Annotated in this window: 20 protein-coding genes and 1 riboswitch; of the genes, 10 read left to right on the plus strand and 10 right to left on the minus strand. The window is 36.8% G+C overall.

What is annotated here, in order from left to right; all coding sequences use genetic code 11:
• Positions 1 to 33: 33 nt before the first annotated feature.
• Positions 34 to 1,143 (plus strand): amidohydrolase, encoded by a 1,110-nt coding sequence (locus tag BFM98_RS22285; RefSeq protein ID WP_066038425.1) that lies wholly within the window; start codon positions 34 to 36, stop codon positions 1,141 to 1,143.
• A gap of 278 nt (positions 1,144 to 1,421) precedes the next feature.
• A complete protein-coding gene (gene nhaC, locus BFM98_RS22290) occupies positions 1,422 to 2,870 on the plus strand; it encodes a Na+/H+ antiporter NhaC (protein ID WP_048393453.1) in 1,449 nt (482 codons plus the stop codon).
• A gap of 55 nt (positions 2,871 to 2,925) precedes the next feature.
• Here the strand turns inward: nhaC and BFM98_RS22295 are convergent, their stop codons facing one another.
• Complete coding sequence (locus BFM98_RS22295; protein WP_048393260.1) at positions 2,926 to 4,167, minus strand: helix-turn-helix domain-containing protein; 1,242 nt, start codon at positions 4,165 to 4,167, stop codon at positions 2,926 to 2,928.
• 80 nt (positions 4,168 to 4,247) lie between these two features.
• On the opposite strand from BFM98_RS22295, the gene BFM98_RS22300 reads away from it, so the two are divergent.
• Positions 4,248 to 5,360 carry a mandelate racemase/muconate lactonizing enzyme family protein gene (locus BFM98_RS22300; RefSeq protein WP_066038426.1) on the plus strand — a complete coding sequence of 371 codons (1,113 nt, stop codon included), beginning with the start codon at positions 4,248 to 4,250 and terminating at the stop codon, positions 5,358 to 5,360.
• 11 nt (positions 5,361 to 5,371) lie between these two features.
• Positions 5,372 to 6,055, plus strand: a complete 684-nt coding sequence (locus BFM98_RS22305) for a hypothetical protein (protein ID WP_004229769.1) — start codon at positions 5,372 to 5,374, stop codon at positions 6,053 to 6,055.
• Positions 6,056 to 6,118: 63 nt separating this feature from the next.
• Here BFM98_RS22305 and BFM98_RS22310 read toward each other — a convergent pair whose 3' ends face one another.
• Positions 6,119 to 6,829 carry a Fe-S oxidoreductase gene (locus BFM98_RS22310; protein ID WP_066038427.1) on the minus strand — a complete coding sequence of 237 codons (711 nt, stop codon included), beginning with the start codon at positions 6,827 to 6,829 and terminating at the stop codon, positions 6,119 to 6,121.
• A gap of 119 nt (positions 6,830 to 6,948) precedes the next feature.
• On the opposite strand from BFM98_RS22310, the gene BFM98_RS22315 reads away from it, so the two are divergent.
• Positions 6,949 to 7,380 (plus strand): DUF4395 domain-containing protein, encoded by a 432-nt coding sequence (locus tag BFM98_RS22315; RefSeq protein WP_066038428.1) that lies wholly within the window; start codon positions 6,949 to 6,951, stop codon positions 7,378 to 7,380.
• Between the two features lie 260 nt (positions 7,381 to 7,640).
• On the opposite strand, the gene BFM98_RS22320 is transcribed toward BFM98_RS22315, so the two are convergent.
• The 3 genes from BFM98_RS22320 to BFM98_RS22330 all read right to left on the minus strand — a co-directional run bounded on the left by BFM98_RS22320 (position 7,641) and on the right by BFM98_RS22330 (position 10,750).
• Positions 7,641 to 8,603, minus strand: coding sequence for a DMT family transporter (locus BFM98_RS22320; protein WP_048393266.1), 963 nt, complete (start codon positions 8,601 to 8,603; stop codon positions 7,641 to 7,643).
• Positions 8,604 to 8,779: 176 nt separating this feature from the next.
• The gene (gene pepT / locus BFM98_RS22325) at positions 8,780 to 10,009 is read right to left on the minus strand and encodes a peptidase T (RefSeq protein ID WP_066038429.1); all 1,230 of its coding nucleotides are present in this window, start codon (positions 10,007 to 10,009) and stop codon (positions 8,780 to 8,782) included.
• A gap of 90 nt (positions 10,010 to 10,099) precedes the next feature.
• Positions 10,100 to 10,750 (minus strand): lysoplasmalogenase, encoded by a 651-nt coding sequence (locus BFM98_RS22330; protein ID WP_066038430.1) that lies wholly within the window; start codon positions 10,748 to 10,750, stop codon positions 10,100 to 10,102.
• Positions 10,751 to 10,882: 132 nt separating this feature from the next.
• On the opposite strand from BFM98_RS22330, the gene BFM98_RS22335 reads away from it, so the two are divergent.
• Entirely contained in the window at positions 10,883 to 12,562 is a 1,680-nt protein-coding gene (locus BFM98_RS22335; protein ID WP_054549130.1) for a tripartite tricarboxylate transporter TctB family protein, read from the plus strand.
• 41 nt (positions 12,563 to 12,603) lie between these two features.
• Here BFM98_RS22335 and BFM98_RS22340 read toward each other — a convergent pair whose 3' ends face one another.
• The gene (locus BFM98_RS22340) at positions 12,604 to 13,029 is read right to left on the minus strand and encodes a hypothetical protein (RefSeq protein ID WP_054549068.1); all 426 of its coding nucleotides are present in this window, start codon (positions 13,027 to 13,029) and stop codon (positions 12,604 to 12,606) included.
• A 204-nt stretch (positions 13,030 to 13,233) separates the two neighbouring features.
• Positions 13,234 to 13,965, minus strand: a complete 732-nt coding sequence (gene chrR, locus BFM98_RS22345) for a class II chromate reductase ChrR (protein WP_048393273.1) — start codon at positions 13,963 to 13,965, stop codon at positions 13,234 to 13,236.
• A gap of 368 nt (positions 13,966 to 14,333) precedes the next feature.
• Between chrR and BFM98_RS22350 the strand changes: the two genes are divergently transcribed.
• Positions 14,334 to 15,857, plus strand: coding sequence for a succinyl-CoA:acetate CoA-transferase ScpC (locus BFM98_RS22350; RefSeq protein WP_048393275.1), 1,524 nt, complete (start codon positions 14,334 to 14,336; stop codon positions 15,855 to 15,857).
• Between the two features lie 73 nt (positions 15,858 to 15,930).
• On the opposite strand, the gene BFM98_RS22355 is transcribed toward BFM98_RS22350, so the two are convergent.
• A complete protein-coding gene (locus tag BFM98_RS22355; RefSeq protein ID WP_048393276.1) occupies positions 15,931 to 17,412 on the minus strand; it encodes a DASS family sodium-coupled anion symporter in 1,482 nt (493 codons plus the stop codon).
• 195 nt (positions 17,413 to 17,607) lie between these two features.
• The gene (locus BFM98_RS22360; protein WP_066038431.1) at positions 17,608 to 18,240 is read right to left on the minus strand and encodes a glycerol-3-phosphate acyltransferase; all 633 of its coding nucleotides are present in this window, start codon (positions 18,238 to 18,240) and stop codon (positions 17,608 to 17,610) included.
• A gap of 155 nt (positions 18,241 to 18,395) precedes the next feature.
• A riboswitch (SAM riboswitch) is annotated at positions 18,396 to 18,509 on the plus strand.
• A 116-nt stretch (positions 18,510 to 18,625) separates the two neighbouring features.
• Between BFM98_RS22360 and BFM98_RS22365 the strand changes: the two genes are divergently transcribed.
• From BFM98_RS22365 to BFM98_RS22375, 3 genes are all read left to right on the plus strand, one after another.
• A complete protein-coding gene (locus BFM98_RS22365) occupies positions 18,626 to 19,927 on the plus strand; it encodes an O-acetylhomoserine aminocarboxypropyltransferase/cysteine synthase family protein (protein ID WP_066038432.1) in 1,302 nt (433 codons plus the stop codon).
• Between the two features lie 332 nt (positions 19,928 to 20,259).
• Complete coding sequence (locus BFM98_RS22370; RefSeq protein WP_048393282.1) at positions 20,260 to 20,643, plus strand: hypothetical protein; 384 nt, start codon at positions 20,260 to 20,262, stop codon at positions 20,641 to 20,643.
• A 462-nt stretch (positions 20,644 to 21,105) separates the two neighbouring features.
• Positions 21,106 to 22,092 (plus strand): homoserine dehydrogenase, encoded by a 987-nt coding sequence (locus tag BFM98_RS22375; protein WP_066038433.1) that lies wholly within the window; start codon positions 21,106 to 21,108, stop codon positions 22,090 to 22,092.
• Positions 22,093 to 22,151: 59 nt separating this feature from the next.
• Here BFM98_RS22375 and BFM98_RS22380 read toward each other — a convergent pair whose 3' ends face one another.
• Positions 22,152 to 22,382, minus strand: a complete 231-nt coding sequence (locus BFM98_RS22380) for a MerR family transcriptional regulator (RefSeq protein ID WP_004229745.1) — start codon at positions 22,380 to 22,382, stop codon at positions 22,152 to 22,154.
• Positions 22,383 to 22,400: the final 18 nt, after the last annotated feature.

Here is a 22,400-nt window from a genome sequence, read left to right on the forward strand (position 1 = left end):
ATGGGAAACAAAAATGCGTATAGAGGTGTAGTTATGTCGAAAGCTTTAACAGTAGAAGAAACGATTTATCAATGGTTTGATCATTTTCATCAATATCCCGAAGTAAGTTGGAAAGAGTTTGAGACTACTAAAAAAATTGCTTCCATACTGGATGAATTGCATGTTAGTTATCGTTTATTAGGTGATATACCAGGATTAATAGCTGAAATTGGGACTGGTAATGAAATTGTTGCAGTACGTGCTGATATTGATGCCTTATGGCAGGAAGTTGATGGGAAGTGGCAAGCAAATCATTCGTGTGGACATGATGCGAATATCTCCATGGTTCTTGGTGCATTATTACTACTGAAAGATCGCACCTTACAACATCGTATTCGTTTCATCTTCCAACCTGCTGAAGAACTAGGAAATGGCGCATGTGCAACGTTTGATAGAGGCGCGGTTGATGGAGTATCACATTTATTTGGTGTTCATTTAAGACCAATAGAAGAATTACCACTTGGCAAAGTTTCGCCTGCGATTCATCATGGCGCTGCTTATTTTTTAGAGGGATCTATTCAAGGTATAGATGCACATGGTGCTAGACCACATCAAGGTAAAAATGCCATTGATGTTATTATGGCCGTGCAACAAATGCTACACAGCATTCATTTATCACCATTTGAACCACATTCTGCTAAGTTAACAAAAATCATTGCGGATGGTGGTAGTACAAATATTATTCCAGGTAATGCTAGTTTCTCAATGGATGTTCGCGCACAGCATAATCAACAACTTGAATTGTTGCGCAGTAAAATTGAATCTGGCCTGAAATCAATACAGCAACAATTTGAAGTTGATATGAGTTGGAAGTGGATAGATTTCACACCAGGTGCTGAAGTTTCCCCAACTGCTGCGAACATGGCAAAGAATGCCATCATTGAGGCTTTGGGAGAAGGGCATTTAGCAGATGAAATAACTACACCAGGTAGTGATGATTTCCATTTCTATACAGTTAAAAAGCCAGAATTAAAAGCGGCAATGATTGGAATTGGTGCAAATTTAACACCAGGATTACACCACCCTAAAATGACATTTGATCGTAGTGCCTTAATTGATGCTGCGAAAGTACTTGCATGTGTATTAGAAAAAAAGCCTGAATAAAAAAATATTAAAAGCTATATGAAAAAATGTAACTTTTTTTTCATATAGCTTTTTTGCATGAACATTTTTAATGATGCATGGATATTCAAGGGTTTGCATTGTTTTTTATTGCTACTTGAAAGCGTTTTATTACGCTAAAATAAAGGGATTTGCTAGGGAAGCATAAAATTTTTGCGTTGACTTTTAATTTTTTGAATATTAAGCTAAAAAACGTAAAAAATTATTTGCGTCTTGAAAAAACCGAAAAGGGATTTGGTGCAAAAAAAGGGGATGGAAAAATGAAAAAGGATATTAATGCGGGCTGGGCACTACTAACTTTTGCAATTATGATTATTACTATGTTGATTACAGTAGTTGTTTTAGAGCAAAGTCCTCACGTACCTCTTCTTGTTGGCACAACTGTAGCAGCAATTGTTGCCAAAATGCATGGATATAAATGGGCAGAAATTGAAGAGATGATGTATAAAGGGATACGTCTGGCATTACCTGCCATTGTTATTATTATTTTAGTAGGTTTGACAATTGGGGCATGGATTGGCGGCGGTGTCGTAGCAACAATGATTTTCTACGGTCTAAAGTTAATTTCTCCAGCGTGGTTCCTTGTGACAATCATGTTGTTATGTTCAATTGTGTCATTAGCTATTGGTAGTTCATGGTCTACAATGGCTACAATTGGTGTCGCGGGTATGGGTATTGGTTTAAGTATGGGTATTCCAGCGGCTATGATTGCTGGTGCTGTTATTTCGGGTTCATACTTTGGAGATAAGATGTCACCATTATCAGATACAACAAATCTAGCAGCAGGATTAACTGGTACAGATCTGTTTGCACATATTAAGCATATGCTTTATACAACGATTCCAGCGTTGATTATTTCACTTGTTGTTTTTGGATTCATGGGTAGAAAATTTGCAGAAGTTTCAATGCAATCTGAAGAAATATTAACAACTTTAAAAGTGATGGAAGAAAGCTTCGTTATTTCTCCTTTACTATTACTTGTTCCTGTGGGGGTTATTGTATTAGTAGCTAAGAAAGTACCAGCAATTCCAGCTTTAATTATAGGGATTGTTTCAGGTTTCTTACTACAGATTTTTGTACAAGGTGGTTCAGCTGCAAGTGCTGTACAAGCATTACAGGCAGGCTTTGAAATCTCAACAGGTAATCACATGGTGGATGATTTATTTAACCGTGGTGGTCTAGACTCGATGATGAATACGGTTTCAATGACGATTGTAGCGATGACATTTGGTGGTATTTTAGAGTATTCAGGAATGTTAAAGGCATTGATGAATGTAATTGTGAAGTTTGCTAAATCTACTGGAAGTCTTATTGCTTCAACGATTGCAGCTTGTGTAACAACCAACGCAACATGTTCTGAGCAATATATCTCAATTGTTGTTCCTTCACGTATGTTCGCGGGTGTCTATCAACAACGTGGTTTACATTCTAAAAACCTCTCTCGTGCATTAGAGGATGGGGGAACATTAACATCTGTTTTCTTCCCTTGGAATACTTGTGGTGTGTTTATTTTAGCTACTTTAGGTGTAAGTGCAATGGAATATGCACCATATGCAATTCTTAACTTTACTGTACCGATTATTTCTATTATCTATGGATATATTGGATTTGCTATTGTTAAATTAACGCCAGAAGAAATAGCAGAAGCTGAGAAGCGTAAAAAGGCGCAAGAAGCTGAAAATACGGATAATTTGGTAATGGTTGACTAAAATAAAAATTCTCGTAGATTCATGTGTATCTACGAGAATTCTTTTATGAGGCAGTTTAGTAAGTTGCAAAATTCAATTGATAAATTTTACGAGGACGTCCTTGTTGATGGGTCATTTCTTCACCAACAATATTTACATAGCCATTATCAACTAATTTTTTAATAATACGCTCTGTAGTACGTCGTGTTACTTGGAGGTATTCAGAAAGATTTTGAGATGTAAATTGAGCTGACTGTCGTTCGTTACTGAAATTGATTATTTTAGAAATATTTAATGGACTTAAACTTGTAAGCTTAGCCATTTGTAAAACATAAGGATCATCGGTTTTTAAAGAAATTTTACCTTCTGTATTAGGGAAAGGCCCTAATAAGTTTTTATGTTCATCAAGAATATAAATCTCAAAAGGTTTAGTAAACGTTAAAGCATGCTGAGCATTTTGTGTGGCCTCCAAAATGGAATAGCCATAGCCAAATGCTAGCTTAAAAGGTTGTTCAACTTGCTGTATGAGCTGCTCTAAGTTTTCCTTTTCGAGAGCATTTTGAAGATGTCCAGCAGTTGTGTATAGCTCAAAGGAATGCGTTGAAATTTGCTTAAAAGTTGAAAAGGTAGCTTTCGCAATTTGACTTAAAACAGTTGATTCAATGGAAGTATTTTTAGGGATTTCTAAGAGACCCACTACAGCCTTGAAAGCTTCTGACTTGGTTAATAGTGATTTTGATTTTGTTTCTTCAAGGCATTGAATAATAGATTTGGTAGCATCTAACATACGCATTGACGGTATTTGAAGTGCTTGTAATTCATCAAATACACTATGAATACTGGTAATGACAAAATCAATACTTTTTGAATTCCACAGGGCGATATGGCGTTTTAAAATATTCTCAGTTGGCTCAGTAATCGAAATATGCTGAACATGTGGCTTTTGACCATGAAATTCTATTTCTGCTAAAACATTATCAACGAATGCAGGATTCATTACATCAATGGATATCCTGTCGATAGCTACAGCATGTTTGGCTACTAATGATAATAATGTTGTAGAAATGGTTGTTTCATCTTGCTTAATATAATTCCAAGGTATTGGAACTTCTGAAAGTAATGATTGAGTGTGTAGATAAGGTAACGTTCCTCCGAATAATATTGCATCACACGGTTTTATTTGCTTCATTAAAGTAGGCGCTTCAGAGGGGTGGCTGTAAAGATAAAATTCTAATTGAATATCGGTTATGTTTTGTGCGATACTAATAATACGTTTCATAAATGCTTTTGAACATATAATCGCTATTTTGGTAGACATGGACATCACTCCTTTTCTATTTTTTTAAACATTTAGCGACGTATTAGCGACAACTTTAACGACAGAGGAGACTGATTACGATGAAAATTAAACAAGTAGAAATTTTTGCTATACATTTACCGCTAATTGATCCATTCATCATTAGTTATGCTACATATGATACAATGCCTTCCATTATTTTAAAAGTAACTACCGATACAGGTGTGGTAGGGTATGGTGAAGCTGTTCCTGATGAACATGTAACAGGTGAATCATGGGAAAGTACATATGCTGTACTAAAACATCAGCTTGTCCCAGCTATTATTGGGGAAAGTCCAATGGCCTTTGAAAAACTACACGATAAAATGAATAAAGTTGTGAAAGATGTACCAGCAGCAAAAGCAGCGATCGATATTGCTTGCTTCGATATTGCTGGAAAAGCCTTAGGGGTGCCTGTATACCAACTTTTAGGTGGACGTTATCATGAAAAATTCCCAATTACACATGTACTAAGCATTGGAACACCTGAAGCAATGGCAGAAGAGGCAGCTAATCGAGTAGAAATGGGCTATCGCTCTTTTAAAATGAAGGTAGGTACAGAGGTACTTCGTGATGTAGCCCGTATAAAAGCGGTACGTGAGCGAGTAGGCGAAGACATTGCTATTCGAGTGGATGTAAATCAAGGTTGGGGTAATGCAGCCACTACTTTACAAGGTTTACGTGCTATGAAAGATTTAAATATCGATTGGCTAGAGCAACCTGTCGATAGCGAAGACATTGATGGAATGGTGGAAATTAAATCAAAGTCTGATGTGACATTAATGATTGATGAAGGACTACGAGGCGTACGTGAAATGCGTGAAATTATAGCCAAGCGTGCAGCAGATAAAGTAAATATTAAATTAATGAAGTGTGGTGGCATCTATCCTGCTATGAAGCTTGCTGTTATGGCGGAAATGGCAGGAATTGAATGTCAAGTTGGTTCCATGGTAGAGTCGTCAGTTGGTTCTGCTGCAGGCTTCCATGTAGCATTTTCTAAGAAGATTATGACGAGTGTAGAACTAACGGGTCCATTAAAATTCTCAAAGGATGTTGGGAACTTACATTATGATGTACCATTTATTTGCTTAAATGAAAAACCGGGATTAGGTGTAGATGTAGATGAAGCTGTAATCAAGGAATTATGTAAGTTTTCAACTGTTGTCACAGCCTAAGGAGGCGTAATATGGAAATTATCTATGATGGTATGCTTGGTGAGACACCGTTTTTTGTTATAAAATTAACACTCCAACATTTACAACAAATTGAAGAGCTACAAGTTGAGGTTTATGAAGCTTTAGCAGACCAAAGTATCCTACAACCCTTAAGCACAGAGGAATTTGAGTATATTTTAAATGGTCATGGAATGATGATAGGTGCTTATGTAGGGGAAGAATTAATCGCCTTTCGTGCACTGTTAAACCCGCCAATTGATGAAGAACACCTTGGCTATGATTGTGGGATTGCAGAAAACGAATTTCAACGTGTTTTATATCAGGAAATATCGAATGTTTCACCAAAATATCGAGGTTACGGATTACAGAAAACATTAGCTACAGTAGTGATGGAAAATATCGATTTAGAAAAATACGATTATGTTTGCTCCACTGTAAAGCCATATAATATTCCGAGCTTAAAGGATAAATTCTCGCAAGACCTCGTTATTAAAGGATTAAAAATTAAATATGTAGATAAGCTTCGTTATATTTTTTATAAAGACTTACGACAAGAGATGTCCCCGAATTTTACTGAAAAACAAGTGATATCGATGGGAGACACAACTGCGCAACAGCAACTTTTAAAACAAGGTTTCCTTGGCACGTCTATGTTTGAAGAAAACAACGATTGGTTTGTAGTATACGAAAAATAAAGCACAAAGCCTTACCTTTCACATGAATTTGTGGAGGGTAAGGCTTTTTTTAAAAAGGCTCTATTATTTTTTCATTGGGCAAAAACCACAAGCCATTAAACCAGGGATATCTTTAGAAAAACAGCATGATTTTCTTACAGGAACGTTGACTAAATTAGTCGGGCTAAGACCACCTGTATATTGTGCCCACCAAGATTTATTGGAGAAGCGTGCCCATGTTTTTGGGTCCTCTAAAGCCTCAACATCCTCCATGGCTTGATCGGCTAAGCCAGGATTAGATAATAATATATGATAATGCCATAGCAAATAGCCGAAGAAATTTTCCCAAATGGTAAGGGGGGAGATGGAGGTTACTTTACGAAGCTGTTGGACAATGACATGGCCATCGTAAAGAATTTTCTCAATAACAGCTTGGCGTTCATCTTCCTCAACGTAGCGCCAATCATTTGGATTGGCAAACATGGCAACAGTAAAGCTATTAAATTCCTTTGCAGCATCAAAACGCAATTCAAGTGGCTTACCATCCCATACTTCGTCATAAGCGGCAAGCATATAAAATTGCATAGCAAAAAACATCCCATAACGGCGTGCAAAGTGAGAAATAGCTGCTGTTTCTGTTGCTGCATCTGTTATACCCATCATAAGGTTTAAAAAATCAGGATGGTAAAAGTCTTTATGTATATCAGCTAAAGTAAATAAAGTCCGCTTAGGTTCAGTTGTATAAATACTGTACGAGTTTAATTGTTGAACTTGATCCATTGTTAAAGCTGGCATAGTTATCCTCTTTTCCTTTGAACATCTGTTAACTTCATTATAAAGTAATCATTTTTGCTTCACAAATGGAATATCATGTAGTAAAATACATTAAACATATCAGAAAGGTGGGTTTTAGGGTGTCGCAACTTCTTACAATTCCAAGACCACTTGTTAGACTGAACCAGTGGACTATTCTTCTGAGTGTCATTTTATCATGGTTAACAGGAATTACCTGGATATTAGTAATTCCACTAGCTGCAAATTTACTAGGTATTTTATGCAACTATAACCCGATACTTCGTGTAGGGAAGCTCTTTTTAACAAAGGCTCCATCTACATATATACCAGAGGATGCTCAGCAGCAAAAATTTAATTCAAGTATTGCTAGCCTTTGTTTAGCAGCTGGTTTATTAGGTTATCTGTTACATTGGCAGGTTGTTGGTCATATCTTTACTGGCCTGGTTGCAATTGCATCGGCCATCGCAATAGCAGGCTTTTGTATAGGCTGTTTTTTACATTTTCAGTTGAAGCAATGGCAGTACCGACGCTCATTAAAAAAATCTTTTTGAAAAAGTAAAAAAATTATAAGATTATGATTGACATTTTAATTGATAATGATTATCATTATCGTATAAAGATTATTCCTCGTCTACAATACAGTGTAGAGAGGATGAACTTTAGCTACTTTTCTCCAGAAGTTTGCTAGTTCATGATTACGCTCCTAAAACCCCCCTCATTTTTTGGGAACGTGAAAATCTCAGACGACTTATTCTAAATTTAGAATAGAGTCGTCTTTTTTTTGTAAAAAAACAGCCCATAAAATGGACTGCTAAGAAGTTGTGTTTTGTTGCACAGCATTCTTTTTCCCGATAATCATTGTATAGTAACTATGTAATAGCATACCAACAATGATAACTCCGAGACCTGCAAGTGCAATAGGGCTAGGGAAGGCAATTCCTAATAGTAATACCTCACCTATAATAACGAAAAGAATTTCTGTTGACTGAGTTGCTTCCACAGCAGCTAGCTTGCCTTGATGGTCTCTTACGCGATCCGTTGCTATGAAAAATAAAACTGTTGCTATAACGCCTGAGCTAATTCCAACAAGCAATGATTGAAACATTTGACTTGCTGAGGGAAGTCCTACTGTAAGAACGGCATAAATAGCTATGATGATCCATGCTGGCATTGAAGCAATGGTCATTCCTAACACCCGCTGAAAAGTATCGATTCGGCCCCCACAAACTTCCATCATTTTACGATTGCCGAGAGGATAAGCAAAAGCTGCAACGATGACAGGTAAAATACCAAGCATTAAACTTCTAAACGATACTGATTGTGCATGAGGTATTTGTATAAGCAAAATACCTACTAAAATGACGCATGAAATAAGCAAGGATATGAAAGGTATTTTTTGTCGCACTGTTTTACCAGCAATGATCGATACAAAAAGAGGAGCTAATAATACACCAGCAACGATTGTAAACTGCCATGTACCTGAAACCAACCAACCTGGACCAAAAGCAGCAGCAAATGTTAATGGCGCGTAAAATAAAACAAATCCAACAAAGCTCCAAAGTAGCCATGCTATAGGCTGTGCTTTTATTTCACCAGAAAGCTGTGAAAAGCCCTTACGATAAAAGACAATGATAAGCAAGAAAGGGAGCATAAAAAAATAGCGTAATGATGCACTCCATAGCCAACTACCACCTTGCATTTCCATTGCGTGATTTAAAATAAATGTCACGGCAAAGAAAAGGGAAGCTAAAATACCTAATGCAATTTCTTTCATAAACATCACCTCAATTTGAGTTTATAACCTCAAACCCTTTATGTAATTTGAAAATTCAGTAATTATGGCTGAAAAAATTACGAAGAGAGGAAAAACCCCTCTTCGTAGCTATGAAAATTTTTCATGATTCCTTAGGTAAATGCAAATAAAAATAAGCTCACTCAAAATAAAAACTGTTATTTTGCTTGCTGTTCAAAAAGCTGAACGATTTCTATGATAACTTGAGTTGCTTTTTCCATTGTTTCAGCGGATACATATTCGAATTTGCCATGCATGTTTTCGCCACCAGCGAAAATATTTGGTGTCGGTAGGCCCATATAGGATAATTGTGAGCCATCTGTACCGCCACGAATTGGCAGGGTATTCGGTGTAATATCTAATTTTTCCATTGCAGTACGTGCAATGTCAACAATTTCTTTTACAGGCTCAATTTTTTCACCCATATTGTAGTATTGATCTTCAATGGTAATACTCAGTGCATGCTCACCAAATTGTGCTTGAATTTTAGCTGCAGCATCACGCATTAATTGTTTTTTCTCTTCAAACTTTTGGCGATCATGGTCACGCACGATATAAGATAGCTCAGTATGCTCAAGAGCCCCTTTAAAGCTCATTAAATGAATGAAACCTTCATAACCTTCTGTCTTTTCAGGAACCGCGTCAGCAGGCATTTCATTTTGGAAGGCAATAGCCATTGTAATAGCATTCACCATTTTATTTTTTGCTGAACCAGGATGGACGCTAGTGCCTTTTGTAATTACTTTTACACCAGCGGCATTGAAGCTCTCGAATTGTAGTTCGCCAAGTGGTCCACCATCCATAGTATAGGCATAGTCTGCACCGAAAGCGGCGACATCAAATTTATGTGGTCCACGACCGATTTCTTCATCTGGCGTGAAGGCTACACGGATTTTACCATGCTTAATAGTAGGATTTTTAATGAGGTACTCCATTGCCGTCATAATTTCAGCAATCCCTGCCTTATCGTCAGCGCCTAATAAAGTAGTACCATCTGTTGTAATAAGTGTTTGGCCTACATAGTTTTTAAGCTCTGGGAAGTCAGTCGGAGACATAATTAAGTTTTCGTTTAACTGAATATCTCCACCATCATAATTATCTACACGCTGTGGCTTCACATTTGTGCCTGTATAGTCAGTAGCTGTATCAACATGGGCTAAAAAGCCGATAGTTGGTACTTCTTTTTCTGTATTAGCTTCTAATGAGGCAAATAAATAGCCATTTTCATCTAATGTAATGTCTGTTAAACCAATTTCTGCAAGTTCGTCTTTTAAAACATGTAATAGGTCAAATTGTTTTTGTGTAGAAGGAGTTGTTTCGCTTGTGAAGTCTGATTGTGTATCAATTTTTGCATAGCGTATTAATCGCTCAATTACTTGTTCTTTCATAAGTATGGCCTCCTAATGTATATATGTTAAAATTCTTTGTGCTTTTACAAAGCCGATTCCAGGCGCAATTATGTCTTGGCATAATCGATATTATTGTAACACTTTACTTCGGATTTCGGAATATTGAAGGATACTTAAAGCAATAAGTAATTGGGCGCTATAATAAGTCAGCATGATAATTTCATGAGAAAATGCTAGTGGCATGACAAATTTGTTAATAGCTAAATAAGAATCAGATGCAATAAATAATATTGCACCACTTGTTGCCAGAGTAGATCCAGTTTTAATAGCTGTCCATCCCATTGTGAGTATCACAGAAATGTAGGCGATTACTGCAATACCAAGTATGGTTTCACCTGTTTTAAAGACAGATCCCGCAACCCATATAGCCATACTTGCTCCATAGAGTAATAATAGTATTTTAGCCCAAGTTGGTACATGCCGCTCATTTGCAGTAGAGAAAGCAAAAATATAAAAGATATGCCCGATAAGAAAGCTAGTTAGACCGATTAAAAACCACTGCAATGTATAGTCTCCAATCATGCAGAATACAAGCCCAGCAATAATCAAAAGTTGGTATTTTTTAATATGTAATGGCTTCTGAATCGCAGCTAAAATAATGATGAGCAACATAGGAATCACTTTAAAGATGAGTTTTAAACTTTCAGCAATATGGGAAAAGAGAAAAATATAATAAAGACCCAATAAAATAATGACACTGATTAATAATTTTTTTAACAAATTTTTCAGCTCCTTTCCTTTTGAAATTCAATATTTATGGTAGAATTCCTTTCTGTACAACGTATGTATGAAACTTTTTTAGTATGTAACCGTAAAGTAAGTAGTGAGAAAGAAGAAGAGAGGATGAACCAAATGACTAAGCTACTGATAGCTTCAGCAGTCATTGCATTGATCGCAAGTGTGCTAGTGACACCGCTTATTACGAAGAAGCGAGAAGATGGACAATCGAAAAAGGTAATAGGATACTTTTTTATTGGAGTCTTTGTACTAGGGTTTTTAGCCACAGGGATTACGTTATATGTAACAAAAATTGATGTAAATTGGCTTGTTTTTTGGCCTGCTATTATTTTATTAACGTTAGTGGGTGCTCTGCTAGCAAGTGGTATCGAAAGGAAAATAAAAGGTGTTTTATTTTTAGCAAGTCTAGGTGTAGCTGTGTATGTTTTATCAGCACCTTTATGGAATGCTAATGAAAAATTTAAGTCATCCGAAATGAAGGAAGAAGTTGAAATAAAACCATTCGATGAGACACAAACACCTGCAAGTGTACCACCGAAATTTGCTCGCAATAAAATGAAAAAGGCTTTCGGTCAAGTGCCAAATACGAGCTACTATGAATTAGGACGCTTACAAATTCAAAAAGTGAAGGGCGAATATGTTTATATCGCACCAGTTGAATTTTCTGGATTCTTTAAATGGATGAACGGTGGTACAACACCTGGTTACTTCATAATGAGTGCTACAGATTCTGCGGATAATCCTAAATTTATAAAAGAGGAAATGAAATATGTACCTTCCGCATATTTAAATGCTAATTTAGAACGTCATATTCGTTTACAACACCCATTCCTTATTTTTTATGGTGACGTACAGCTGGAAGTAGATGATGAAGGAAAGCCATACTATATTCGCTCATATGGGGAATTTATTTCTGCGCGTAATGGCTTTGATGTAAAAGGAATTGTCTTGGTTGATGCGCTGACGGGGAAATCAGAGGTCATTAAACTGGATCAAATACCTGAATTTATTGATGGTGCTGTATCACCAGAGACAGTAAGTTTACAAAACAGTTATTTCGGTAATTATGTACATGGTTTTTGGAATAGTATGTTTGGTAAAAAGGATGTAAAGATTCCTTCTGATGAAGGAACAGAATCGAATGTTAGCCCGATTTTCGATGAGAAGGGTGATATGTATTACTTTACAGATTTTACAAGTCCTAAAGAAGGTGTAGATTCAATGTTAGGCTATTCACTAACAAACGCACGAACAGGGGATGCAACATACTATACAGGGAATCAAGACTCAAGTTATATGGATTCACAAGGTAATTTACAAATAATAGAGAAGAAATTTATTGAGAAAAAGTGGAATGGCGAAATGCCAGTGTTGTATAACTTTTATGGAGAAGCGAGCTGGCTGACAGCGGTGCTAGATTCCAATGGTTTCTTACAAAACTATTTTATTGTTTCTGCAGCCAATCCTGAAATTTCCGTTTACGCTACTACTCCTAAGGAGGCGTTGAAATTATATAAAACAGCCTTAAGTCGAGGAGGAAATACTGTAGATGGTAGCTCAAGTGCTGAGGAAAAACAAATAAGTGGTAAGGTATTACGTGTATATAAAGAACGTCTAGGCGATTTTACAACTGTATCTTTCTTATTAAACAATGGTGAAAATTATTTAGTGAGTGCCGAAACAGAACCTTTAGCAATTTATTTACAGGAGGGTGATGAGGTAATACTCACTTATGGAGATACAGGAGAGCAGTTCCTACCAGTTCGCTCTCTTATAATTAGAGGACTACAATAAAAGAACAAAAGACGATCTTGTTATTACGAAGATCGTCTTTTTTATGTAGCTTGCCCTTGAACATAGGTAAGCATCTTTTCTCTATGGTTCATAAATAGTCTTTTTGCATGATCATTTAGTGTAAAGATTTCTTGTATATACCCCTGTAACAATTTATCTTCATATTCAAAAGCATGGCTTTGAGTGTTTTCTAAAATATAGGATAATAAAAGAGCATGCAAGACAACTACTTCTAAATTCTGTGTATTCGTAACGAATTTTAAATTGAGTATAGTAGTGTGAGAAACGAACTGATTGACATAATCAATGGGTTTTTTATATACATTCAAATCAATATGTGGCTCGAGTCTTTTTCTTAATTGGGTGCATTCATTATTTAAGTCTTCAATTTTTAAGAATAAACCTCTTACACTTCTCTTATGCTGTTGTTCTAAGGTGCGAGCAAGATGTTTATTGATATTGGACATTGATTCTATAACTCCTTTCTTTAATAGGTATCATTTATTAATATGAATGGAATAGCTGGAAAAGGAAAGAGTCTTTTCGTTTAATTTAAGGTTAGATTTATAGAAGTAATTGTGGCAATATCCCTAGATTGAATATATATAGGTAATATTTTTATGTAAAAAATGGAATTATTATCATACGATAGTAACTCCATTTTCATTAATTTATTTCCAATTAAACCCTTTAGTTGCTAAAAACTCTTTGATATGCGGACGTCGTTGTTCAATTAAAAAATCAGCCATCTGTTTTGTCCAGTTATCAATTTTTCTGTTAGACGAACGGCTGTTATAATATATTTCCATTTCCTCGTTGTAGGCTGGTAAAAGTTCTTCATATTTTTCAACATTGTATTCATTTTCATGTAATACAGCAGATACAGGTAAACGAGGTTTTACCTCATTGCGACGTGCAGGAACGCCGATTGTTAGCCCGAATAATGGGAAAACATGGTCAGGCAGATTAAATAATTCACTGATTTCAGAAGGTTTATTGCGTACACCTCCAATATAGCAAATGCCATAACCCATTGACTCTGCCGCAATAACAAAATTCTGTGCAAACAATGATACATCTGCTACCCCGACAAGGACATTTTCAGCTGAATCAGCTACAATATCCACTCCTTCTAGTTTCCCAGCCATTTGAAGTCGCTTGAAATCTACGCAAAAAACAAATGCCCCACCTGAAGTTTCATATTGACGTGGATTACCAGAGAGTAAGCCTAATTTTTCCTTTTTATCTGCATCTGTTACCCATATTACACTATAGGCTTGCACAAAATGTGATGTTGCAGCCATTTGTGCTGTTCCAATTAAATCTTCAATGATTTCTTTTGAAATCGGTTCTCCATCATAGATGCGTACCGAGGAATGGCTACGTAATAGTTCTTTAACCATTAAAAACTCTCTCCTTTGTGTCTGTTCTATACCTTGAGCATAGCACGCTTTTCTAGCAAAATCGAATAATGAGGAACAAAAAGTTATTTATAAATAATTTATAAATGACGAAATTATCTCGTAAAGTAAAATATTTCATTTGATATAGATTAAATATTCTAAATAGTATAAAATTATGGAAGCGACTGTTTATTTGGTTGTGCTACCAAAAAATTACATGATCTTTATTCACAAATGTTTAGACAGCATTAGCTATTAGGTAATGAAATCCTCCTGGAATAAAGATACATTCTCTGACGGATGTCACAGATTTACTGGAACCAAATATGCAAGTTGAACAAAAATAAAGTGGAATGGAGGAATAGGGAATGGAAGAAAAGTTAGCGAAAAAGCTTCGTCATGAACAATTACGAAGCAAGGTTGTAACAGCAGAAGAAGCAGCTTCTTGGATTAAGGATGGCATGGTATTAGGGATGAGTGGATTCACACGTGCTGGTGATGTAAAGGTTGTACCTCTTGCACTTGTAGAGAAAGCAAAAAAAGAGGATTTTCAAGTAGATGTCTTTACAGGTGCATCACTTGGACCTGAGGTAGACCAATATTTAGCAGAAGCAGGGGTCATACGTAAGCGCGGTCCTTTCCAAGCAGATGCTGGCATTCGTAATAAAATCAATAGCGGTGATATCACATTTGTCGATGCCCATCTTTCCCATAATGCTGAGCTTGTTCGTCAAGGCATTATTGGACCAATTGATTTTGCGATCATTGAAGCGGCTGCTATTACAGAAGAAGGCTTATTAATTCCTACAACTTCAGTTGGTAACTCTCCCATTTTTGTGCAAGAAGCAGACCAAGTCATCATTGAATTAAACGTAGCACAGCTTGATGCATTAGAAGGTATACATGATATTTATGTACCTGCACAACAAGGAAAACGTGATCCAATTCCTTTACAGAATGTCTCTGATCGTCTTGGTATAATTGGAATTCCACTAGATTTAGATAAAGTAAAAGGCATCGTCATTTCGGATATATTAGATGCGCCATCAACGATTGTCCCTGCAGATGAAGAGACAGATGTTATGGCTAATCACTTATTAAATTTCCTACGTGAAGAGATTAAAGTAGGTCGCTTAACAACAAGTTTGCGTCCAATTCAATCTGGGGTAGGTTCAGTAGCAAATGCTGTATTGCTAGGCTTTAAAGACTCTGAGTTTGAGAACTTAGAAGTTTATTCAGAAGTTCTCCAAGATGCAGTATTTGAATTAATGGATGCAGGGAAAGTGAATTTTGCATCTGCTACTTCTATTACCCTTTCTGAGCAAGTAGGAAACCGTGTTTATGGGAATTTTGAAAAATATGCTGATAAATTAGTGTTGCGCCCTCAAGAAATTTCAAATCAGCCTGAAATTATTCGTCGACTCGGATTAATTTCAGTGAATACGGCATTGGAATTAGATATTTACGGCAATGTGAATTCCACACATGTTTCTGGTACAAAGATGATGAATGGTATCGGAGGGTCTGGTGACTTTGCTCGTAATGCACGTTTAGGAATTTTTGTAACAAAGTCTTATGCTAAGGGTGGAGATATTTCGAGTATTGTCCCAATGGTCTCACATGTGGATCATACGGAGCATGATGTTGATGTCATTGTAACTGAACAGGGCGTAGCAGATTTACGAGGACTTGCTCCAAAAGAACGAGTGGGACTTATCATTGATAATTGTGCACATCCTGATTATAGGGAGCAGCTGTGGCAGTACTTTAATGATGCCAATGAGGCAACGGGTGGACATCACACACCACATGACCTAGAAAAAGCACTATCATGGCACGTTAACTATGCGAAAAACGGTACGATGAAGGACCCTGCTTTTACGAAACAATAGTCTTATCTTAAAAGCCTTGAAGGACAGATAGTCTGTTTCTTCAAGGCTTTTACGTTTTAATTTAATGAAAGTTCTATAATAATCCAATCCATTTCCAATAAGTTGCAGAGAACAAAAGTACGAGAAGGAAACCGATAATGGTTAAGGGAATTCCAGATTTCAAGAAATCCTTTGTTGTAAAGGAGCCTGTACCATAGGCAAGCATGTTTTGTGGTGCACTAATTGGTAACAGGAAGCCAAAGCTTATGACGAATTGTTGCACAATAACAAAACCAACTTGATCAACATTAGCCGTTAATGTGGAGGCTAAAACGATAAACACAGGTATAAGTGCTGAGGCTAAGCTAGTTGCGCTTGCAAAACCTAAATGAATCAAAATGTTAAATAAAGTTACGAGTGCGATGGTTGCTAGTAAAGGCATAGTATCTAGCCCAAGTGAACCAAAAACTTTATCTGATAACCATGCAGCACCTTGCGTATTTAGTAAAATGGTTCCTAACATAATGCCTACCGCAAAGACGATAATTGTCCCCCATGGAATATGAGGCTCAACTTCCTTCCATGAATACACACCGATTTTAGGCATTAATAGAATCGCGATAGCAATAATTGTGACTGTTGTCGTATCAAATGGATGTAGCTTCCCTTCAGTTGCCCAGAAAAATAGTAAAACTACGGATGTAATGATTAAACGAATTTCAGGAGCCTTTAATGGGCCAAGCTCTGCAAGCTGTTTTTTGATGACCTCTTTACCACCTTCGATATTGCTAGTCTCAGGTTTAATTAAAGCAATCATAATGAAAAATAAAAAGATCGACATAATAATTGAGAAGGGGGCTGCATAAAGTAGCCAAGCACCCCATGAAATATCCACATTAAATTGCTCTTGGATAAAGTTTAAAGCCACCATATTTTGAGCTGCTGCAGTTTTAATACCAATATTCCAAATGGAAACGGCTTGTACCGAAGTAATAACTAATAAGGCAGCAAGCCGACTATCACGTGGTAAACCAAATGCTGCCACCATTCCAAGCAATATCGGTACTACCGCGCCAGCTCGTGCTGTAGCAGAAGGTACAAAAAATGCGAGGACGATAGACACTAAAATAGCGCCAAATACGATAGCTTTTGTTTTCGTTCCTACCAGTGAAAGAATCCAAAGTGCAAGTCGTTTATGTAGATTAGTAATTTGCATTGCTGCCGCTAGAAAAAGAGCTGCTGCTACTAAAGCAACGGCAGAATTACTAAAGCCACTTAAAGATAATTTTAATGCGCTAGCTGTTCCTAGCTCTGTAGTTGGATTATCCATTGACGGAGCGAGTCCTAGTAAAACAGTTACTAGTGCAATGATCATGGCCGAGCTCACAGGATATGAAACGGCCTCTGTAACCCAAAGGATGACTGCAAAAGCTAAAATGGCTAAAGCTCGTTGCCCAGCTATAGGTAAATCACCATTGTTAGGTAAAAAGGTAATAATGATTAGTAACGCGAATGCCAAGCCAATCCATAGTGGCTTTAAATTAAGTTTTGTAGCTGCTTGCTTTGGTGAAGACATATTTTCTCATCCTTTCTACGATAAAAATGACGATTATTATCCATAACATCGGCCTGTATAATGTTTTATTGAGATAAGAATATGTCTATTTTATTGTAGAAAAAAATCTATGTGAAAATGTTGTTTTTTACAGCAATATGAGTAGATAAAGAGAAAAAATACGGTCACAAAAAATACAAAAATATCCATTAAATATTATTTCTTTTTCTTAAAGGCAGAAGTTACTTTAGGCTCTGTTCCATTGACTAATCGTTTAATATTTTCGAGGTGCAGGATGATGGCTATGCCAAAAAGAAGAAGAGCTATAATGGTTGGGCCAATGCCAGGAATCCATAAATAAGTTACTGTACAAAACACGAGATAAAATTCTAGAACACCTACAATTAAATAATTTGTTGCAAAGGATAAAATAACAAATAAAATAAGTGCAAATAAACCAATCTTCCAATCAACAGCAAGTAAAATACCAATGATGGAGGCCGTTCCTTTCCCGCCGTTGAAGCCCATGTAGAAGGGGAAATTATGACCTAAAATAACCCCAGCAGCCATAATATAAGTAAGCAGCCAAATTTGTTCTTCTGTTAAATGAATGGCGTCCCCTAGATAAAAATGCGCACCTATAATAGCGACAACGCCTTTGCCTATATCGATGAGGGCTACTAAAACGCCATACTTCCAGCCAAGGGAAAGAGTAGCATTAGAGGCACCAGCATTACCGTGGCCAGCCTTTTTTAAATCAACCCCCGATAAAAATTGAGCCACTTTAGAGCCGTGAATACAGCCTATTAAATAGCCAATCATAAGAAAAATGATCACGGCCTTTACCATAAAAATACTCCTCTCAAAATTTTTTCTAAAATAGTGTATGCGTTCATATTACGTATAAGAGCAGACAGAAGTTTCGGAAAAAATAAAATTTACTTGTTGACAGAAAAAAACTCTATGTTTATACTGTGTAACAACGATGGAAATTGAATCTCATACTCTTATCAAGAGCGGCGGAGGGATAGGCCCTATGATGCCCGGCAACCAGTAAGCAATGAGCTTACTAAGGTGCTAATTCCTACAGATTCTTACTTGGATCTGGCAGATAAGGGGAGGAAAACTTGCAACCGCAACCCTCTTCTTAGCTGAAGAGGGTTTTTGTTTTCTACAGAAAAATCCTCCTCATCTCCGGTACCATCGTAAAAAAATAACCATTTGGAGGTACACAATGACAAATTTTAAACCAGAAACATTGCTGTTGCATGGTGGTCAAGAGCCAGACCCAGTGACGGGTTCTCGCACAGTTCCAGTCTATCGCTCAACTGCTTTCGTATTTAAAGACACTGCTCATGCGCAACGTCTTTTTGCCTTAGAGGAAGCAGGGAACATTTACACACGAATTACCAACCCAACAGTTGATGTGTTTGAAAAACGTGTGGCTTTATTGGAAGGTGGAACAGCAGCAGTAGCACTTTCATCTGGTGCAGCAGCTATCGCATTTTCCATTTTAAATCTAGCTGGAGCTGGTGATGAGATAGTAGCAGCTAGTTCTTTATATGGTGGTACGTATAATTTATTTGCTAACACATTGCCAAACTATGGTATTAAAACAATTTTTGTAGATGAAACAAACCCAGAGAATTTCAAAGCAGCGATTACTGATAAAACAAAAGCTGTCTTTGCAGAGGTTTATGGTAATCCAAGTTTAAAGGTTTTAGATATTGAGGCAGTAGCTAAAATTGCACATGATAATGGTCTACCATTAATTATTGACAGCACGTTCGCTTCTCCTTACGGTTCTACACTTATTGAATACGGCGCAGATGTTGTAGTTCATTCAGCAACTAAATGGATAGGAGGTCATGGTACAACTTTAGGGGGCGTTGTTGTAGACGCTGGTAAGTTTGATTGGACTAGCGGTCGATTCCCTGGTTTTACTGAACCAGATGCCTCTTACCATGGTCTACGTTATGGAATTGATACAGCTTCTGCTGCCTTTGCTACAAAGCTACGTGTACAATTATTACGTGATTTTGGTCCAACATTAAGTGCTGATGCTGCTTTTAATTTATTGCAAGGGTTAGAAACGCTTCATCTGCGTATCCCTAAACACAATGAAAATGCATTGGCAGTGGCTGAGTATTTACAAAACCACCCATCTGTGGAGTATGTAAATTATAATGGCCTAGAAGATTTTCCGACACATGAGTTAGCAAAAAAATATTTAAGAAATGGCTTCGGTTCAGTGCTTACATTTGGCATAAAGGGTGGACGAGAAGCTGGGCGAAAGCTTATTGATAGCGTGAAATTATTTTCACATGTAGCAAATGTAGGTGATGCAAAGTCATTAATTATTCATCCAGCTTCCACTACTCATCAGCAACTATCAGCAGACGAATTAGTTCAAGCTGGTGTAACCGAGTCGCTCATTCGCTTATCCATCGGTTTAGAGGCAGTAGAGGATATTATTGCTGATTTAGATCAAGCCATTACACAGGCTACAACAACTGAACAAACAGTAGAAGCTTAAAGTTTAAAGAAAATGGTAAGATGTTGTGACGTTAACGTATTTTCTCATTCGATTAGCCTCATTTGGTAATGCGTTAAACGTTGCTACATCAATCTATTACTGCACCCGTTAATTATCAGAACCTTATAAAAAATAATACCAAGTAATTTTATATGTATTATTGACTTTATTAAATCCATGTTATATACTAGGAAATAAGTTAACAGTACGAAAATTTTTTTAAAAAAGGTAAATGTTTTCATAAGTGCTCCCCCACTTTTGAATATATAGAAGAGTAGTTGCCTAGCCAGTGATTACTCTTCCCAAAAACTGATGATAAAGGAGTGTTTAAAATGGGTAACATCTATAGTGCGCAAAACATTGTATCCTATCTAATATATGAGCTAAATGAAGGGCATGTATTTGTCAACAATAAATCCATTCAACACCTTCTTACATCAGTCGAAAGAAAATGGCAGGAAGTATTTGGTCATACAGCATTTCAAGAACATGTTTTTACTGAAAAGGACTTTACTGTAAAGGAAGTATTTGAGGCATATGAACAGTACGGTGTGAGCCATATCTCACTTCCTGCAACAGAGTTTTACTTGAAGTATGGTACATTTCAATTAGTGGAACGTACGTATGCAATACCAAATTTTACAGAAGAAGAGATTAGTCTTGTTCAACAAGCTTTAGCACAATATCGTTATCAATTGCTTTCAAAAGCAAGTTAAAACCCCCTCATATTTTTAAGCTCATTCTCTGCTGCTACAGGGAATGAGTTTTTTCTTTAAAGGGATTGTTATGAGTGTCTGAGCATACATATATATAATAGAAGAAAGACATTCATATATTGAAATGTAATAGTCAATATTTGTTCAAATCTTATAGATTGATTAATAAAACGTATAATAAAGGGAATGAAACCGATTTCTTTTGCACATCTAGAGAAAACAAATGTCCTTCCTAGAAAGATTTTTCTTGTGCAAAGCGTGTATTTGCGTTACAATTTTCTTTAAGTTAAATTTTGAATTATTTGAATTTGTGTGTGTCCTAACACATATAGAAATAGCGAAACTCATACAAAGAGAGTTGTTGGCTAAAGACTGCGGTGGGTGTCAAATTGTCATGACACAACCCCATGGAAAATTAGCTTTAATGAAACTGCGGAATGTAAGTTGGAGGGAATAACAAGAATGGCAACTATAAAGGCAGCGATTTTAGGATTTGGAACGGTAGGTCAGGGGATTTACCATATTTTAAATGAAAAACGAGAAGAGCTAAAAAATAAATTAGGTATTGAATTAGAGGTAGCGAAGATTTTAGTGACAGATGCTAGTCGTGAACGTGTCCCAGGCACAGCACATTTAATGACAACAAGTATGGATGAAGTCTTAGCAGAGCCAGGTATGCAGGTAGTGTTTGAAGCAATTGTGAACGAAGAACCTGCATACAGTTATTTAAAGCGAGCGGTGGAACATAAATGTCATGTTATTACTGCCAATAAAGTGATGTTTGCCAAACGAGGCTTGGAGTTGCAGGATCTTGCAAAAGCTAATGGCGTTTTTGTAGGCTATGAGGCTACTACCGCTGGTGGCGTACCTGTTATAAAAACAATGAAAAATATCTTACTTGTAAATGATGTAAGTCGTATACAAGGTGTCTTAAATGGCACATGTAATTATATTTTAACAAAAATGCGTGCACAGGGCTGGTCGTTCGAAACAGCTTTAAAAGAGGCACAAGGCTTAGGTTATGCCGAAGCAGATCCATATAATGATATATCTGGGCAGGATGCATTTAAAAAATTAATGATATTAAGTGCCTTAGCTTTTGGTGAGCAGCCTGACTGGTCAGATGTAGAGGTAATTGGGATCGATAGTATCTCTGCTGAACAGGTTCATGAAGCATGTGAAAAGGGTCTTCGTTACCGCCATGTTGCTGAGGTGGAAAAACTAGCTGACGGTAAGATTATTGCAAAAGTAGGTCCTCAACTAGTTGATAAAGAGCATCCACTTTATCCAGTCGATGATGTGTTCAATGCGGTGGCATTAGAGACTAACTATATTGGTACATTAACATTAATCGGTCCTGGAGCAGGGATGTATCCAACAGCGAGTGTCATGGTAGAAGATTATGCTGAAATCATTGGGAAAAGAGCAGGATTTGTTGTGACAATCTAATAAAAGCTTTAAAAAAGGCCCGCCATTCAACAATGTTCAATTGTATGAATGGTGGGCTTTTAGTCTTCATCTTTGACGTCTATGTCCTCTGGAATAGGAGTAGCACGCCAAATTTCAATTTCCTCTTTTATACGTTCCAATTGTTTAAAATAAGTGCTGAATTGTCCACTATTGATTAAAATTTGTTGGCCATCGTAAACAGAACGGATGCGTCCTTCGTAAATTAGACGCATTACTTGATCCTCAGGCATACCAAGATCAATAGCTGTCTCTTCAATTGATTTGTACATACGATTCGCTCCTTTTAC

The organism is Lysinibacillus sp. AR18-8 (genome assembly GCF_001705465.1).
Lineage (GTDB): Bacteria > Bacillota > Bacilli > Bacillales_A > Planococcaceae > Lysinibacillus > Lysinibacillus capsici.